This is a genomic window from Streptomyces sp. HP-A2021 (assembly GCF_022807935.1).
In the GTDB taxonomy this organism is placed as follows: domain Bacteria; phylum Actinomycetota; class Actinomycetes; order Streptomycetales; family Streptomycetaceae; genus Streptomyces; species Streptomyces afghaniensis.
The window spans coordinates 911,108-926,485 of sequence record NZ_CP094344.1 but is presented as its reverse complement, the minus strand read 5'-3'; the positions used below and the strand labels follow the sequence as shown (position 1 = coordinate 926,485).

Here is a 15,378-nt window from a genome sequence, read left to right as displayed (position 1 = left end):
TCGTGAATACCGACTCTCAGAATGTGGAATCACCTCCGGCCATTCTTGACCGGCCGGACTCCGCACTGGTTGGATCGATGACATGAAGCGACAGGACCTCACGCGGCGACGCCATGTCGACCTTGCGCGTGTCTCCAGCTCCTGCTGTCGCTGTCGAGCCTGAGCGCACCCGAGGGAAACCCTCGCACCCGCGCCGATCTCTCTCGTGAATTTCACTGCCGGCCGCTATCCATGGTGATTTCGGCTGTGCCGGAAGCGGCGTCCCCGCACGCCTGAATCCCGATCACCGCACTCTTTTCCCTGTCGCCACACGTGCTTTTTTCGTGTGCGCTTTTACCAGGAGCTCCCCATGCCCGTACCGCCCGGATCCGACCCCCTCCGCTTCGCCTACTGGGTGCCGAACGTCAGCGGCGGCCTGGTCACCAGCACCATCGAGCAGCGCACCGACTGGGGCTACGACTACAACCGCGAACTGGCCGTGCTCGCCGAGAACAACGGCTTCGACTACGCCCTCAGCCAGGTCCGCTACATGGCGAGCTACGGCGCCGAGTACCAGCACGAGTCGACCAGCTTCAGCCTCGCCCTCCTGCTCGCGACCCAGCGGCTGAAGGTCATCGCCGCCGTCCACCCCGGCCTGTGGCACCCGGGCGTGCTCGCGAAGCTGGGCGCCACCGCCGACCATCTCTCGCACGGCCGCTTCGCGGTCAACGTCGTCAGCGGCTGGTTCAAAGGCGAATTCACCGCCCTCGGCGAGCCCTGGCTGGAGCACGACGAACGTTACCGGCGCTCCGAGGAGTTCATCCGCGCCCTGCGGAAGATCTGGACCGAGGACCACGCCGAACTCGCCGGTGACTTCTACCGGTTGCGCGACTTCTCCCTGAAGCCCAAGCCCCTCAACACCCCCGAGCGCCCGCACCCGGAGATCTTCCAGGGCGGCAACTCCACCGCCGCCCGCGCCATGGCGGGCCGCGTCTCCGACTGGTACTTCAGCAACGGCAAGGACTTCGACGGCGTCACGGAGCAGATCGACGACGTGCGCGCCTCCGCCGCCCAAGCGGGCCGTACGGCGCCGAAGTTCGGCCTCAACGGCTTCCTCATCGCCCGTGACACCGAGGCCGAGGCCCGCGAGACGCTCCGCGAGATCGTCGCCAAGGCCGACACACCAGCCGTACACGGCTTCCGTGACGCCGTGCAGCAGGCCGGTGCGTCCACGGCGGACGGCAAGGGCATGTGGCAGGGCTCCGGCTTCGAGGACCTCGTCCAGTACAACGACGGCTTCCGCACGGGCCTGATCGGCACCCCCGAGCAGATCGCCGAGCGGATCGTCGCCTACAAGCGGCTCGGTGTGGACCTCTTCCTCCTCGGCTTCCTGCACTACCTGGAGGAGGTCGAGTACTTCGGCAAACGGGTCCTGCCCCTCGTGCGCGAACTGGAGGCCCAGGAGCCCGAGCCCGTCGCCGCCCACGCCTGACCGCTCTGGAAACGGCGAACTTCCCCACCCCACCCGGTACTTCTGAAAGGTCCTCACATGGCCACCGTCCTGTCCGTCTCCGGAAGCCCGTCCGCCACCTCCCGCACCGCCCGTCTCCTGCGCCACCTGGACGACCGGCTCACGGCCCAGGGACACGAGGTGATCCCGCTGGACGTCCGCACTCTCCCGCCCGAGGCCCTGCTGCGCGCCGACTTCGGCCACCCGGCGATCGTGGAGGCCACCGCCCTGTTCGAGCGTGCGGACGGGGTCGTGATCGGCACCCCCGTCTACAAGGCCGCCTACTCCGGCCTGCTGAAGTCGCTGCTGGATCTGCTCCCGCAGTACGCCCTGGCGGGCAAGACCGTCCTCCCGCTGGCCACCGGCGGCAGCACCGCCCACGTCCTGGCCATCGACTACGCCCTGCGCCCGGTGCTGAGCTCCCTGGGCGCCGCCCACATCACCCCGGGCTGGTTCACGCTCGACAAGGACATCACGGTGGGCGACGACGGAACGCTGGCCGTCGCACCGGGCGCCGCCGAGCCCCTGGCCCAGGTCATCGACCAGTTCTCGCTCGCTCTCGACGGCCGCCCGACACTGCTGGCGGCCACCGCGTGAGCCCCGTGACCGTGATCGCCGACGACGCCGAGGCTCTTGCCACCGCCGCCGGACTGGCCGCGGACTTCCGCAAGGACGCCGCCGAGCGGGATGCGCGGCGCAGACTTCCGCACCCGGAGCTGGAGCGGCTGTCCGCCTCCGGGCTGCTCGCCGTGACGGTGCCCGCGGAGTTCGGCGGCGCGGACGTCCGTACGGAGACACTCGCCGAGATCTTCCGGCTGCTGGCCGCGGCCGACGCGAGCCTCGCCCAGATCCCGCAGAGCCACTTCGTGTACGTGGGAGTGCTGCGCCGGCAGGGGACGCGGGAGCAGCAGGAGTCCCTCTTCGGCGAGGTGCTGGCGGGGAAGCGGTTCGGAAACGCTCAGTCCGAGGCGGGCACCAGCCATGTGCAGGACATCCGTACCCGGCTCGCGCGGCGCCCGGACGGGTCGTACGTCCTCGACGGCGTCAAGCACTACTCGACCGGCGCCCTGTTCGCGGACTGGATCCCCGTCCTCGCCCGCGCCGACGACGACAACCTGCACGTGGCGTACGTACCGCGCGACGCACCCGGCCTCACGGTCGTGGACGACTGGGACGGCATGGGGCAGCGCACCACCGCCAGCGGAACCGTCCGCCTTGAGTCGGTGCCCGTGCCCGCCGACCGGGTCGTGCCGCACCATCTCACCTTCCAGGGACCCCAACTCCACGGCGCCGTCGCCCAGTTGCTGCACGCCGCCATCGACGCCGGGATCGCCTCCGGAGCGCTGGCCGAGGCAGTGGACTTCGTCCGCACCAAGAGCCGCCCCTGGTTCGAGAGCGTCGCCGAAGGGCACGAGAGCGCCACCGAGGACCCACTGCTGATCCAGCGCTTCGGCGAACTGGCGATCCGGGTACGGGCCGCCGACGCGCTGCTGTCCACCGCGGCGCGGTCCGTGGACGCCGCCGGCGCCGACCTGACCGACGACTCGGTCGCCGCGGCGTCGATCGCGGTGGCCGCGGCCAAGGTGACGGCGGCGGAGGCCGCCGTGGAGGTCGGCAGCGCCCTCTTCGAGGTGTCCGGCACCCGGTCGGCGCTCGACTCCCTGGGCCTGCACCGCCACTGGCGCGACGCCCGCACCCACACCCTGCACGACCCGGCCCGCTGGAAGGTCCAGCACATCGGCCGTTACGTCCTGAACGGCACCCGGCCGCCCCGGCACGGCCTGCTGTAACCGGCGATCCCGATCGGAGACCCCGCATGTCCCTCACCTTCCACTGGTTCCTGCCCACCAACGGCGACAGCCGCCATGTCGTCGGCGGCGGCCACGGCACCCCGGCCACCGCCTCCGGCCGGGACCGGCCGCCGACGGTCGCCTACCTGAGCCAGATCGCCCGCGCCGCCGAGGACCTGGGCTTCGTCGGCGCCCTGACCCCCACCGGTGCCTGGTGCGAGGACGCGTGGCTGACCACCGCCATGGTCAGCCAGCACACCGAACGCCTGAAGTTCCTGGTGGCCTTCCGGCCCGGCTTCGTCTCACCGACACTCGCCGCGCAGATGGCGTCCACCTTCCAGCGGCAGACCGGCGGACGGCTCCTGCTCAACGTCGTCACGGGCGGCGAGAGCCACGAGCAGCGGGCGTACGGCGACTTCCTCGACAAGGACGCCCGGTACCGCCGTACCGGTGAATTCCTCGAGGTCGTACGGGAGTTGTGGCAGGGCAAGAGCGTCGACCTGGTCGGCGAGCACCTCCAGGTCGAGGACGCCAGGCTGGCCCGGGTGCCCGACCCGGTTCCGGAGGTGTACTTCGGCGGCTCCTCACCGATCGCCGGCGAGGTGGCCGCCAAGCACGTCGACGTCTATCTCACCTGGGGCGAGCCGCCCGCGAAGGTCGCCGAGAAGATCGCGTGGATCCGAACGCGGGCCGAGAAGGAGGGCCGGAGCATCCGCTTCGGCATCCGGCTGCACGTCATCACCCGCGACACCGCCGAGCAGGCCTGGGCCGAGGCGAACCGGCTGCTGGACGGCTTCGACCCGGAGACCGTCGCGTCGGTGCAGGCCGGGCTCGCCCGCAGCGAGTCCGAGGGGCAGCGGCGGATGCTCGCCCTGCACGACGGCGGCAGCCGCGAGCGCCTGGAGATCCACCCCAACCTGTGGGCCGGCATCGGCCTGGTGCGCGGCGGCGCGGGCACCGCCCTGGTCGGCAGCCACGAGGAGGTCGCCGAACGGATCAAGGAGTACCACGCCCTCGGCATCGACGAGTTCATCCTCTCCGGTTACCCGCACCTGGAGGAGGCGTACTGGTTCGGCGAGGGCGTGCTGCCGAGGCTCCAGGCGCAGGGCCTGTGGCAGCACCCCTCCGGCAGGCAGACCGCCCCCTCGGCGCAGATCCCCTTCGCGCGGGAACGGGAGTCAGCCGGAGCGCGGACACTTCCCTAGTCTTCCTCTTCACAGCGCCTTGCCCGGGTTGAGGATGAGGTGCGGATCGAAGGCAGCCTTGATGCGGTGCTGCAACGCGTGCTGCTCCGGGCCGAGTTCGTCCACGAGCCACCGCCGCATGAGGGTGCCCACGCCGTGCTCACCGGTGAGGGTGCCGCCCGGGCGCAGTGCGGCGGCGAAGATCTCGCCCGTCGCCTGCCACGCCGCGTCGGGGATGCCGGGAGTGTCGGGGTCGAGGACGAGAATGGGGTGGAGGTTGCCGTCCGCGGCATGCGCCAAGGTGAAGATCCGTACGTCGTGGCGCTTCGCGATGGCGGTGATCTCCCGTACCACGGTGCCCAGGTGGGACCTGGGCACCGCGATGTCCTCGATCAGCACCCGCCCCAGCCGCTCCAGGGCGGGCAGAGCGAGCCTGCGGGCCGTGAGCGGCCGGTCCGCCTCCGCCTGGTCGGCGGTGGACTCGACCGACGTCGCGCGCCCGCGCAGCAGCCGTACCGCCCGCTTCGCCTCCGTCGCGGCCGCCTGTCCGTCACACTGCAGAAGCAGCAGCGCACCCCTACGGGAGCGCAGGTCCGTGCCCTGCGCGTCGTCCACGGCGCCGAGCACCGGACCGTCCAGCAACTCCGCCATGGACGGCTCCCACCGGGCGGCGGTCAGAACCCGTCTTTGAACCTGCTTGTACGCAACAGCGTTTGCTGCGGGTTGCCATGGGCCTCGTGGTGGGCACCATGCCACGAGCACGAAGGTCGGGAGCGTTTCCCGCGCGCGGTACGAGGAGATCATCGCCGAGAACCGGAAGCTCATCGAGGTCGATACGAAGATCCAGTTCAAAATCGGTGACCACGCTTTGGAGATCGAGCCGATGAGGCCGCACGGCGGCTCGTTACCGGCTGCCGGTGAAGAACTGCTCGGGGTGCAGGAGACCTTGGAGCTGTATGCCGAGGACATCGGCGTCCCTTACAACCAGGTCCGCCTCAACCGGCAGACGGCCGGCAAGTGGCCCGCCGAGCACCGGATCGCGGGCGTCTCCTTCGAGATCCACCGGATCCTTGAGAAGCTGGACGACCGCTTCGACCGGATCCAGAACCGCCGCGTCATCCACGCGACGGAGTGCCCCGATGGACGCAGGACGCGGCGAAACGCCAGGTCGGGTGGCGGGTCGACAACCCACAGACCCCGCAGGAGAAGGTCGAGGCGATCCACGACCTCGCGGTCGACGACCAGGTCGCCGCACGCGTGGCCACCGACTTCCTGCGCCGCCCCAGTGTCGCCTTCCAGGCCGCCGGGGATGACACAGCCCGGCATCTGTGCAACAAGGCACAGACCGACCGGTGGCGCCAGGCCGATGAGGCCGAACCGGTTCCCGGGCCGCCGGAGAGCCCGGTCGCGCCGGTAGTCCGCCAGCTCGACCAGACCATCGACTTCCTGGATCTGATCGGGGCCTGCCACAAGTTCGTGGCCGCGACCGGCCGCTTGGTGCCGCAGATGCGCGGAGCCGCCTTGTCCGAGGACGAGCGTGAGGTGATCCACAAGAACGTCGACTGTGTCCGGGCGACCTGCGAGTGGATTGTCACCGCAGTCGACAGCGGACATCTGGACATGGACGAGGAGCTGACCAAGCTGCTGCGGTGCGAGTAGCGGTGCCGCGCCGATCGCGGCGCGAGGGCGATGCCGCCCGCGAGTACGCCGAGGCCCTCTGGCGGGTGCTGATGTCGGCCCGCCCCGCCGGCCTGCACATGCCGCAGCTGTTGCGTGCCACCGAACTGACCCGCAGCCAGGTCCGCTCCGGGCTCGCCATGCTGCGCGACGTCATCGCGAAGAAGGGCTGGCCACCCCTCATCTACACACGCGCCGACGGCTACCAGTTCACCGCCGACGGCGACGTCCTCCAGGCATACGAAGTGGGAGTGATCCGCGAGAAACTGACCGAGATCCGCAGGCTGATCACGGGCACCGTCACCCCCCACGCCGCACTCGCCCCCGAGGACAAGTGGGTCCGCCACATGGTTGCCCAGCTCAACTCCGTCGAGTCCACCCTCGACCTGATCGCCTGATCCCCGCCTCCGCGCGGGGACGGGCCCTGAGGAGCATGGGATGCGACAACGCCGCTATCCCTCCGACACCAGCATCGGCGAGTGGGCCCTGCTGGAGCCTCTGCTACCCACGCCAGCATGTCAGTTGTCCACGGGCGGCCGTCCGGAGAAGTGGCCTCGCCGCGCGATCGTGGACGCCATCCGGTATGTGGTGGATACGGGCTGCAGGTGGCGGGCCCTGCCCGCGGACTTCCCGCCCTTCCAGACAGTCTTCGGGTGCTTCAGCCGGTGGCGAGCGGCCGGCATCTTCAACCTCATCCGCGACCAGCTCCGGCGCCAGGTCCGCCGCGCCATGAGGTCCTCCCCGCATCCCGTGGCCGCGGTGATCGACTCGCAGTCCGTCAAGGTCGCCGCCACCGTCCCGAGATCCACGTCCGGATTCGACCCGGGGAAGAAAATCCCAGGCCGGAAGAGACATATCGTCTGTGACGTGAAAGGGCTGCTGCTGTTCGTCATGGTGACGCCGGCCAGCACCCACGACGCCGTCGCCGCCAAGGAGGTCCTCCGCAGGAACGCCCGGGACTACGAGACCCGGCCCGAGCACTCCGAAGCGATGCTCACCCTCGCCGCCATCACGCTCATGACCCGGCGCCTCACCCGCCAGACCGCCTACCCGACGGCGGCAACACCACGGCCCACAACAGCAGTCCAGGCAGCTTGACTACCTACCCGATGCCTCGGTCAGGACGGCCCATTCCTGCACGGGACAGAAGGAGTAGCAGTCGCGGCATCGCCTCGCCAGACAGCCTTCCGGAGCGGTGTGACCGGGCTCCTTCCCTGGATCCGCATGATGCCGCCGACGGTGCCCGCACTGCCGCACTTCTGGTCACCCTTACTGATCGCGCGTTGCTTCGGCCGCTGAGAATCCACGCATCTGAGCCTATTGCGACCTCGCTTATCTAGTGCTTTCAAGTGTCTCTACAGATCAACGGGTTGAAGCGATGTAAGGCAAGTTAGGCATGTACAAGTGGGCTTCGCTCGGCCGATACCGTGGAGGCGTTGATCGTTCATGGCGGGTACAGGGGAGGGGTGGCGGTGGCGCTCACGGACCCGACCGGGCGGGGAGACCTGTTCACGCGCGATGGCGCCCGGTAGATGCCGGATAGGTCGGGGCCCCACCCCTCGCGACGGGTCGATCAGTCCTGCGCCACGTTCGCCGCGGTCACATTCTCGATCACGCGGCCGAGTTTGGTCTTGGCCCGGGTCAGGTCCTGGATGCGTGCGGCGATGCGGTCGCGTTCGATGATGAGCTGGTCGAGCATGGCGGGGGTCGCGACGCCGGTGCTCACGCACGGCAGGAGTTCGACGACGGTACGGCTGGAGAGGCCGGCCGCGAAGAGGTCCTGGATGAGCTGGACCCGCTCCAGGGCTTCGTCGGGATAGTCACGCTGCCCACCGGGCGTTCGCGTCGATTCCAGGAGCCGCTGTTCCTCGTAGTAGCGCAGGGCCCGCACGCTGACCCCTGACCGTCTGGCGAGCTGTCCGATGCGCATGACGCAGGTCACTCCCTTCCCGCTAGTACCTCACGTTGACGTCAGGTTCAGGCTAGCAATACCGGCTCCGGGGGCAGCCCTGGGGGCCGATCGAACCGTTGCCGGCGCCGCGATTGATCATGACCCGGTGACGGACCCGAGGGCGCTCACGCGGTTCACGTACGCACGGCAGCCCTCGCGTCGTGCCGGGATCGCCGAGCCCGCCCGAGGGCACATGGGTGTCGACCGTGACGGGCGGCGTGATCCCTCGTAGTGGCGCAGGCCCCCACGCTCACCCCCGCCCGCTCGGCAACCTCACCCATCCGTGCCTGCCCTCCTCCGGCCCGGCGGCAGTTGCGGCTTGCACCTCACGTCAACGTCAGGTTCTAGAGTGACGAGCGTCGGATGAACACGTCATTCCGGCCCGTCAAAGTAAGGCAGACCATCATGCGCGCAGCCCGGTTCCACGAATACGGCGGAGCGGAGAGCCTGGTGATCGAGCAGGCCCCCGACCCCCACCCCGGACCCGGTGAGATTCGTGTCCGCGTCGCGGCGGCCAGCGTCAATCCCATCGACTGGAAGCTGCGCTCCGGCGCCCTGCACCAGATCTTCCCTCTGGATCTGCCCGACATTCCCGGGCGCGACGGCGCCGGTGTGGTCGACGAGATCGGCGACGGGGTGCAGGGGGTGAGCATCGGCGATCGGGTCTTCGGGCTGGGCGGCGTCACCGGCGCGACCGCGGAGCTGCTCATCCTTTCGGCCTGGGCGCACACCCCCGCCACGTGGAACGACGAGCAGGCCGCGGGCGCCGGTCTCGCGTCCGTGACCGCGATGCGTGGGCTCGACGCGCTCGGCCCCCTCGCGGGGCGCACCCTCCTCGTCGAGGGCGCCGCCGGAGGCGTGGGCAGCGCGGCGGTCGAGATCGCCGTGGCGCAAGGTGTCGGCACGGTGATCGGGACAGCCAGCGAACGCAACCACGAGTTCCTCACCTCTCTCGGCGCCGTTCCCACCACCTACGGCCCCGGCCTCGCACAGCGCCTCGCCACCCTCGCTCCGCACGGCGTCGACATCGTGCTCGACACCGCGGCCTCCGGCTCCCTGGACGACCTCGTCGCGATCGCGGGCGACCCGAAGCGCGTCGCGACGGTCGCCGACCACGCGGGCGGGCAGCGCCTGGGCACGCATGTGGCCGACGCGGTGAACGACTCCACTCTCCTGTCCGCGGCGGCGGAACTGGGCGGGCAAGGCCGCTACACACCCCGTATCGAACAGGCCTACCCCCTGGAGCGGATCGCCGACGCCCACTCGCACGCCGAGCGAGGACGCACCCGAGGAAAGATCGTGATCTGCATCTGAACAGCCGATCTGTATCTGAACAGGCCCACGAGGTAGGTAACTCGCAACGTGCGGGCCTGCGTGGCGGGCGTGCCCTCGATCGGTACCGGCGAGCGGGCGGTCCGGAGCAGGCCGATCTCCATGGCGCCTCGTCAAGCAGGCCGCCCCCACTCGGGCACCACACGTGGCACATGAGCCGTCGTCCACGAGGCACTAGCCTCATCCAGCTTCAGCAGCCCCGTGAGAGGATTCAAATACGGGTTCTCAGCGCCGACACGGCCTCGGCTCCTTCGGCGAAGGTGTCGAAGTACGCCGCGACGGTGGCTGTCGTCTCCGGCACCGGACGCAGTCGCAACGTGGCCGCGGTGATCACGCCCAGGGTGCCTTCGGAGCCGGTGAGCAGGGCCGTCAGGTCGTAACCGGTGACCCCCTTGACGGTGCGGCGGCCGGTCCGGATCGGCGTGCCGTCCGCGAGGACCACGTCGAGGCCCAGCACGGCGTCCCTGCTCACTCCGTATTTGGCGCACCGCAGCCCGCCCGCGTTGGTGGCGATGTTGCCGCCCACGGTGGAGATCGCCGCGCTCGCAGGGTCGGGGGCGTAGCGCAGTCCGAACTCGCCTGCCGCGCGATCCAGTTCGGCGGTGACGACGCCCGGCGCGACGACGGCGACCTGGTCGCGCGGGTCCAGGTCGAGGATCCGGTTCATCCCCGACAGGTCCAGAACGACCGTGCCCGTGCCGGCGTTGGCACCACGGGACAGTCCGGTCCCGGTCCCGCGCGGCACCACCGGCACCCGCAGGGCGTGCGCATGCCGCAGTGTCGTCCGCACGTGCTCGGGATTCGCCGCGTGCACGACAGTCCAGGCGCGGCCTGACCGCACCGGGAGCCCGGGTCCCTCTCGCGTGGTGAGACCGTCCTGGTACCGGTTGTACGGCCCTCTTGACGCGGCGTGGACGCGGCCTGACACTTCATTACGGGAATCCTAGTGAGCTGGTAGGGAATCATGGGCTGTGTTGCGCTGGACCTCGGCGGTGACGCCGTCCGCGTCGCCGTCCGGCCGCTGCCTCTGCTGACGTCCCGCCGCCACATCGATCTCGTGCGTGTGTGCAGTGCGGCGAGTTCCCCGCGCGATGGCGGCCCAGCCTTCGTTCACGCCTGACCCCTGCGCAGAAGTACCGCATCCCGGCCGCGCCGGAGCTGCCGCGTGCCGTCGCCGTCGTATGCGCAAGACGTCGTATGCCCGAGACGTCGTATGCCCAAGACCGAGCACGCCCAAGGAGACGCATGTCCGCGACATCCCCGACAGCCGTGCCGTCCTTCCGGAGCCGGATCGGCTCTGACGCGCGCAGCGGCTACTACGCCGCCCCGCGCCGCTACCGGCTCCATCTCGCCCTCTCCTGTCCGCGCTCCCTGCAACTCGCCGTGACGCACGGCCTGCTCGGCCTCGGCGACACGCTCCCGGTGACGCTGCTGCCTGCCGTGCCCGACGCACCCGGCGGCGGATACCGGGCACTGCGTCCGCTGTACGAGGCCAGTTGGCACCAGCACTCGGGGCCGGCCGCGGCGCCGGTGCTCAGCGACGGCTGGACCGGGCGGATCGTGAGCACGCACGCCCCGGACATCGTCAGGGACCTGACTCGGCGGTTCGGTGGTCAGGGTCCTGATCTCCACCCGCGTGGTGCCGAGGAGGCGATCGAGGGCTTGGACCGGCTCTGTGAACACGGCATCACCGCAACCGCCCAGCGCGCCGGGCAGTCCGACGGCGACCCGGCCGCACGCGACACCGCGCTGGCCACCCTGCTGCGCGCCCTGGACGTGCTGGAGTGGCGGTTTGCCTCCCAGGAGTACGTGCTGGGCAGCGAACTCAGCCTCGCGGACGTGCAGTTGTGGGTGACGCTGGTCCAGCTGGACACCGTGCACCGCCACCACCTGGACGCCGCCGCAGTGCACCGCATCACCGACCACCCCCGTCTGTGGGCGTACGCACGACGCCTGGCGGAGCACCCCGCCTTCGGCTCCCGCCTCGACCTGGACGGCATCGCCCGGAGGCACCACGCGCACTGCCGGGGCAGGGAGGCCGCCGGCGCGGCCGTGCAGATCGTGGACTGGGCGGCGTACGCACGACGGCAGGCATGGGAGCCGGTGCGGCAGCCCGGCTGACCGGGTTCGTCAGTCAGTGGTAGGCGTGGACGACGGCGTGGCCCTTGCCGCGGCCGATCATCCACTTGTTGACCGGCGTGGTGATCAGGAAGGCGACCGCGAAGCCGCCCAGCAGGGCAGACCAGAACAGCCCGTCGGACAGGTGGGCGTCCATCGCGCCGGGCGTGAGGGCGATGATGCCGTTGTCGACGATCTCCATCACGGCGATGGAGACGGTGTCGGCGGCCAGCGCGACCTTGAGCGCGGTCTTGAAGTCCAGGCCGGCCCGGCGGACCGCGAGCAGCGTGAAGGAGTAGCCGAAGAGGAACGCGAGCGTGATCGCCAGGATCATGGTGGGCACGTTGCCCCACATCAGGGCTGTGCCGATGACCATGCCGAGGATCTCGCCGATGGCGCAGCCGGTCAGACAGTGCAGCGTCGCCTTGACCGCCATACCCCAGGACGCTCCGGCGTGCCCGTCATGGTCCGCGTGGCCGTGGTGACCCTCGTGGGTGGCGTGGTCGTGCCCGGTGCCGGCGTGGTGAGCGGTGTGGTCCATGACCCTCTTCCCCAATCCCGTCGAGTGCGGCCCGTTCCTTGAGCCCCATGGCCGGACCATATACCCCTGGGGGGTATATGGTCCAGGACTTCCCCCCGCGCGGATCGGTTCGGTCCTCGGTCCACGTGCGGCCCCCTCGCCTGCGGCTTGCTCGGCCCACGTGTGAACTCAACTGTTCAGTTCAGTCGACAGGTAAGATCGGCTCATGAGCGTGGACAGTGTCAAGCAGCCCCCCAGCGGCCCCCGCGCCGCACTGAAGCGGCAGGCCATCGTCCGGGCGGCGCGCGAACTCTTCCTGCGGGAAGGCTTCGGCGTCGGAATGGACGCCATCGCCGCCGAGGCGGGCGTGTCCAAGGTGACCGTCTACAACCACTTCGGCAGCAAGGAAGCGCTGTTCACCGCGGTCATCACCAGCGCACTCGACGAACCCCTCGGCCACGCCTCATCGGCCGCGCTCGAAGGGCTGCCCGAGGCCGAGGATCTGCGCGCGGCCCTCATCGACGCCGCCCGCACCTGGGTGCACGCCGTCAGGACGAACAGGGACGTCACCGCCCTGCGCAACCTGGTCGCCGCCGAACAGCACCGCTTCCCCGAGCTCGGGCGGGCCTGGCACGGCCAAGGTGCCGAGGGGCACCATCCGGCCGTCGCCGGTGCCCTGCGCGCGCTCGCGGACCAGGGCCGGCTGGTCATCCCCGACCTGGAAGCGGCGATCATCCAGCTCTACTCGCTGCTGGTCTTCCCCCACATGGTCTTCAGCACCTACGGCACCCACATCGAGGACAGCCTCACGGACCGCCTCATCGTCAGCGGGGTGGACATGTTCCTCGGGCACTACGGCCCGGGACGGGACCGCTGAGTCCCGCCCGGACCGGGAACAACCCGCTCATGAACGGGCCGAGTGGCCACCATGGGCGGGGTGGTGTCGCGGGTGGTGCGGCGAACGCGCGGTGGCGTCGGCGGATCGGGGAGTGTCCGACTCCTCGGCACCGCCCGGCCGCACCCCGGCGATGGTGACGGTGACGAGCCGGTGCACCGCGGCCTCGGACGGCAGGTCGCCGGCCGCGGTGAGGGCGTGCAGACAGTAGCTCGCGAGTTCGCCGGGGGCGATGTCGTCGCGGACGTCACCGGACCGCGCACCGTCGGCCAGCAGGTCCTCGACCATCCCGTGAAGGCGCTGCTGCGCCTGGCTGACCCGGCGGTCGCGGTGCAGGAACGCCGCCGCGTCGCCGTCGTGGTGCTGCCGTGACGCGCGGGAGATCAGGGCGAACGCCCGGAGCACCGCTTCCAGGCGCGCTGCGGCACCCTCGGTCCCGTCGCGGACCTCGGCCAGGTGGTCGAGGTGGTGGCTGACCTGTTGCTCGTGCCAGGCGAGGAGGATCGACTCGACATCCGGAAAGTACTTGTACAGCGTCGCGCGGCCGATCCCGGAGTCCTTCGCGATCCGCGACATCGTCACCGACGTCAGCCCGTGCTCGGCCACCATCGCCGCGGTGGTTTCAAGGACCGCCTTGCGTACGGCGGCGCGGTGCGCGTCGATCGTCTCGTTCCAGAGCTTGGGCACGGCCTCAGCATACGATCCGGCGATGCCGTGACACTATGGATTGACACAGACAATGTGTATCGATAAAGCTGAGGCCGTCACGGGGGACCCGGACGACAGGACAGAGATCGCCATGCCAACCGCCGAAGCCCGCGTCGAGGCCGAACGGCCCAGCCGGTACCTCGCCCAGCTCTGCAAGCACTTCTCCCGCAAGGGCCGCCACCTCGGCCGGCGGCTCCACGGCCATCCGGGCGGTGAAGGGCAGGCGTTCCGTGAGCTGCGGGCCGTGGCCGAGCAGGCGCAGGTCGAGTGGGCCGACACGGATGGGCAAGTCGACCTTCCCTGGGGGCGGATCGTTCTGCGCGCCGTCCCAGGGGCGCTGGTTCTGCGTGTCGAGGCAGCCGAAGAGGACGACCTGCGGCGGCTGCAAGACCTCGTCGCCGGGCACGTGGAGAGGTTCGGCCGACGCGACCGGCTGCGGGTGAACTGGCGGGCCACCGACTCCGCCGTGGGTGCTCCCGCAGCCGCCGTCGGCGATGCCCAGCTCTGGGCAGCTGATTCCGGGGCGCGTGGCAGCCACCTCAAGGTGGTGGGTGTCGCGGGCGTCGTAGCCATCGTCCTAGCTGTCCACCTGGGGCTCGGCAGCGTCCTCCTGTCGAACTGGCGGTGGACCGGCTGGGCCGTCGGTGGTCTCCTGGCGGTCGTGCTGCTGAAGGCCGCGCTCCTGGGCGGATTCGCCGTCCGCCGCGGCCGGGCCACGAAGGGCCGCTGAACATCCAGCGGTCTGACGTGCCGGGGTGTGCGCCTTCTCCCGGTTCGGCAGCTCATCGGTCGGATCCCGACCTGCCACCCCGGCTCCGCCCGTTCGGCCTGCTCCCGGACCGCGGTCGCAGAGGGCTTCTCGGTGCCCAGGATCACGCCGAAGCAAACCGGTCATGTGTGTGGCTCGTTGACGCGCTGCGGGGCGGGAGTTGACGGACCAAGGTCCACGAGCCGTTAGTATCACGGCATGATTACGGCCTGGTCACTCCCGCGCCTGGTGCGGGCTCGCGCGTCTGCGGGTCCGTTGCTGCGCGTGTTGGCCATGGTCGTGTTGCTGCTCGGCATCGTGTCCGCCCATGGAGTGAGCGCCGAGAGCACTGAAGGACACCTGGTGACCAGCGCGGCTGCCCCCGTGGCCGTGTTGCACGAGGAGATCCTCGGAGCCGAGGACGAGCAGGCCGCGCCGCGGCCCGTCGCGATGGATGAGCCGGGCGGTGGTCATGGCTCCTCGCACACCGGTGAGCACTGCGTCTCCGGCCAGCCGCTGCAGGGTCCGGTGCTGACACCGCCCTGCTTCGCAGTGTCGGTCGCCGAACCGACCGGCGCCGGGCGCCTCTCGGGCAGGCCGAGCCTCAACGAGCAGGCGCTGTCTGCGGCGTCGTCGTCCGCCCTGAGACTGTCCGTGGTTCAGCAGGTCTAGAAGCAGCAGTCCTCCTCTTCCTGCGGCTGCTCCGCCTGCGCCTGCCAACGGGCGTGGGCTGCGCGTCTCGACGCCGTACATCCCCCCACCCATGCCTGCCGTTCCTCTCAGCCGTGGCTGCCGCTGTGGCCGAAAGGGGCGAGTGCACGGAGAACCTGTGCCCACACGATCCCGTACCCCCACGCCTGCCTTGCGCGCCCCGGCCACCTCGCGTCGGCAGCGCCCGCTTCTTGCTCTGCTGTCCGGAGCTCTGCTCGTGATGCTCGGGCTGTGCGCCCTCCCGCATGGGCAGTT

Annotated in this window: 17 protein-coding genes and 1 pseudogene; 12 read left to right on the top strand and 6 right to left on the bottom strand. The window is 70.2% G+C overall.

All coding sequences use genetic code 11. The features are described from left to right. The first annotated feature begins 349 nt into the window (after positions 1 to 349). From sfnG to MQE23_RS04305, 4 genes are read left to right on the top strand one after another with little or no spacing between them, the layout of a single operon-like run. The gene (gene sfnG / locus MQE23_RS04320; protein WP_020271753.1) at positions 350 to 1,471 is read left to right on the top strand and encodes a dimethylsulfone monooxygenase SfnG; all 1,122 of its coding nucleotides are present in this window, start codon (positions 350 to 352) and stop codon (positions 1,469 to 1,471) included. A 57-nt stretch (positions 1,472 to 1,528) separates the two neighbouring features. After that, positions 1,529 to 2,086 carry an NADPH-dependent FMN reductase gene (gene ssuE / locus MQE23_RS04315; protein ID WP_020271754.1) on the top strand — a complete coding sequence of 186 codons (558 nt, stop codon included), beginning with the start codon at positions 1,529 to 1,531 and terminating at the stop codon, positions 2,084 to 2,086. Continuing rightward, a complete protein-coding gene (locus MQE23_RS04310) occupies positions 2,083 to 3,279 on the top strand; it encodes an SfnB family sulfur acquisition oxidoreductase (RefSeq protein ID WP_243378294.1) in 1,197 nt (398 codons plus the stop codon). The genes ssuE and MQE23_RS04310 overlap by 4 nt, the downstream gene beginning before the upstream one ends. A gap of 26 nt (positions 3,280 to 3,305) precedes the next feature. Then, positions 3,306 to 4,484, top strand: a complete 1,179-nt coding sequence (locus tag MQE23_RS04305; protein WP_243378293.1) for an LLM class flavin-dependent oxidoreductase — start codon at positions 3,306 to 3,308, stop codon at positions 4,482 to 4,484. Positions 4,485 to 4,493: 9 nt separating this feature from the next. On the opposite strand, the gene MQE23_RS04300 is transcribed toward MQE23_RS04305, so the two are convergent. Beyond that, positions 4,494 to 5,267, bottom strand: a complete 774-nt coding sequence (locus MQE23_RS04300; protein ID WP_279345192.1) for an FAD-linked oxidase C-terminal domain-containing protein — start codon at positions 5,265 to 5,267, stop codon at positions 4,494 to 4,496. A gap of 100 nt (positions 5,268 to 5,367) precedes the next feature. Further along, a complete protein-coding gene (locus MQE23_RS04295) occupies positions 5,368 to 5,586 on the bottom strand; it encodes a hypothetical protein (protein ID WP_243378291.1) in 219 nt (72 codons plus the stop codon). Between the two features lie 8 nt (positions 5,587 to 5,594). Between MQE23_RS04295 and MQE23_RS04290 the strand changes: the two genes are divergently transcribed. From MQE23_RS04290 to MQE23_RS04280, 3 genes are read left to right on the top strand one after another with little or no spacing between them, the layout of a single operon-like run. After that, positions 5,595 to 6,122, top strand: coding sequence for a DUF6192 family protein (locus MQE23_RS04290; protein WP_243378290.1), 528 nt, complete (start codon positions 5,595 to 5,597; stop codon positions 6,120 to 6,122). 2 nt (positions 6,123 to 6,124) lie between these two features. Next, positions 6,125 to 6,538 (top strand): RacP protein, encoded by a 414-nt coding sequence (locus tag MQE23_RS04285; protein WP_243382491.1) that lies wholly within the window; start codon positions 6,125 to 6,127, stop codon positions 6,536 to 6,538. 40 nt (positions 6,539 to 6,578) lie between these two features. After that, positions 6,579 to 7,238 (top strand): IS5 family transposase, encoded by a 660-nt coding sequence (locus MQE23_RS04280; RefSeq protein WP_243378289.1) that lies wholly within the window; start codon positions 6,579 to 6,581, stop codon positions 7,236 to 7,238. Between the two features lie 475 nt (positions 7,239 to 7,713). On the opposite strand, the gene MQE23_RS04275 is transcribed toward MQE23_RS04280, so the two are convergent. Next, entirely contained in the window at positions 7,714 to 8,070 is a 357-nt protein-coding gene (locus MQE23_RS04275; RefSeq protein WP_037673837.1) for a MerR family transcriptional regulator, read from the bottom strand. 426 nt (positions 8,071 to 8,496) lie between these two features. Here MQE23_RS04275 and MQE23_RS04270 point away from each other — a divergent pair, with 426 nt between their 5' ends. After that, entirely contained in the window at positions 8,497 to 9,405 is a 909-nt protein-coding gene (locus MQE23_RS04270) for an NADP-dependent oxidoreductase (RefSeq protein WP_020277187.1), read from the top strand. A 274-nt stretch (positions 9,406 to 9,679) separates the two neighbouring features. On the opposite strand, the pseudogene MQE23_RS04265 reads toward MQE23_RS04270, so the two are convergent. Then, positions 9,680 to 10,240: pseudogene (locus MQE23_RS04265) on the bottom strand (FAD-binding protein); the annotation flags it as partial. 428 nt (positions 10,241 to 10,668) lie between these two features. Here MQE23_RS04265 and MQE23_RS04260 point away from each other — a divergent pair. Next, on the top strand, positions 10,669 to 11,544 hold the full coding sequence (locus MQE23_RS04260; protein ID WP_243378288.1) for a glutathione S-transferase C-terminal domain-containing protein: 876 nt from the start codon (positions 10,669 to 10,671) through the stop codon (positions 11,542 to 11,544). 13 nt (positions 11,545 to 11,557) lie between these two features. Here the strand turns inward: MQE23_RS04260 and MQE23_RS04255 are convergent, their stop codons facing one another. Then, entirely contained in the window at positions 11,558 to 12,082 is a 525-nt protein-coding gene (locus MQE23_RS04255; protein WP_243378287.1) for a DUF4396 domain-containing protein, read from the bottom strand. Between the two features lie 205 nt (positions 12,083 to 12,287). On the opposite strand from MQE23_RS04255, the gene MQE23_RS04250 reads away from it, so the two are divergent. Beyond that, on the top strand, positions 12,288 to 12,938 hold the full coding sequence (locus MQE23_RS04250; protein WP_020277183.1) for a TetR/AcrR family transcriptional regulator: 651 nt from the start codon (positions 12,288 to 12,290) through the stop codon (positions 12,936 to 12,938). Positions 12,939 to 12,965: 27 nt separating this feature from the next. Here the strand turns inward: MQE23_RS04250 and MQE23_RS04245 are convergent, their stop codons facing one another. Beyond that, positions 12,966 to 13,643 (bottom strand): TetR/AcrR family transcriptional regulator, encoded by a 678-nt coding sequence (locus tag MQE23_RS04245; protein ID WP_243378286.1) that lies wholly within the window; start codon positions 13,641 to 13,643, stop codon positions 12,966 to 12,968. Positions 13,644 to 13,755: 112 nt separating this feature from the next. Here MQE23_RS04245 and MQE23_RS04240 point away from each other — a divergent pair, with 112 nt between their 5' ends. Further along, on the top strand, positions 13,756 to 14,394 hold the full coding sequence (locus MQE23_RS04240) for a DUF2218 domain-containing protein (protein ID WP_243378285.1): 639 nt from the start codon (positions 13,756 to 13,758) through the stop codon (positions 14,392 to 14,394). 381 nt (positions 14,395 to 14,775) lie between these two features. Beyond that, positions 14,776 to 15,084: a hypothetical protein gene (locus MQE23_RS04235; protein WP_243378284.1), complete on the top strand. Its 309-nt coding sequence runs from the start codon at positions 14,776 to 14,778 to the stop codon at positions 15,082 to 15,084. The last annotated feature ends 294 nt before the right edge of the window (positions 15,085 to 15,378 follow it).